Origin of the sequence: Sphingomonas sp. JC676, from assembly GCF_014489075.1 — a bacterium.
Taxonomy (GTDB): Bacteria; Pseudomonadota; Alphaproteobacteria; order Sphingomonadales; family Sphingomonadaceae; genus Sphingomonas.
Genome location: NZ_JACTGR010000031.1, coordinates 1 through 421 on the forward strand (window position 1 = coordinate 1; position 421 = coordinate 421).

The 421-nt window shown below is 63.9% G+C and carries 1 pseudogene; it reads right to left on the minus strand.

What is annotated here, in order from left to right:
• Positions 1 to 421, minus strand: a pseudogene (locus IAG41_RS22885) (1,4-beta-xylanase); the annotation flags it as partial.

Here is a 421-nt window from a genome sequence, read left to right on the forward strand (position 1 = left end):
CATTGTTGGGCTCGTTCCACACGTCCCAGCCGAGGATGCGGTCGTCCTTGGCGAAGGCGCCGACCACGCCCTTCACATAGCTTTCCAGCTTGCCATACTGGCTGGCGTCCTTCAGCCGTGCCGCGCCCGGCGCCTGGACCCAGCCCGAATTGTGCACGCCGGGGATCGGCGGATGCTGCGGGCCGGCCTTGGGATCGGGATCCCAGCAGCTGTCGAACAGCACGAACAACGGCCGGATCTTGTGCTTGGCGGCGATCTCCAGGAACTGGTTCATCCGCTTCTTGAGCCCCTCGGGATCATTCTCCCAGAGCAAATTGTGCAGGAACACGCGCATCGTGTTCATCCCGATCGACTGGGCCCAGCCGAGCTCCCGGTCGATCGCCGCAGCGTCGAATGTGTCGCTTTGCCACATCTCGAGCTG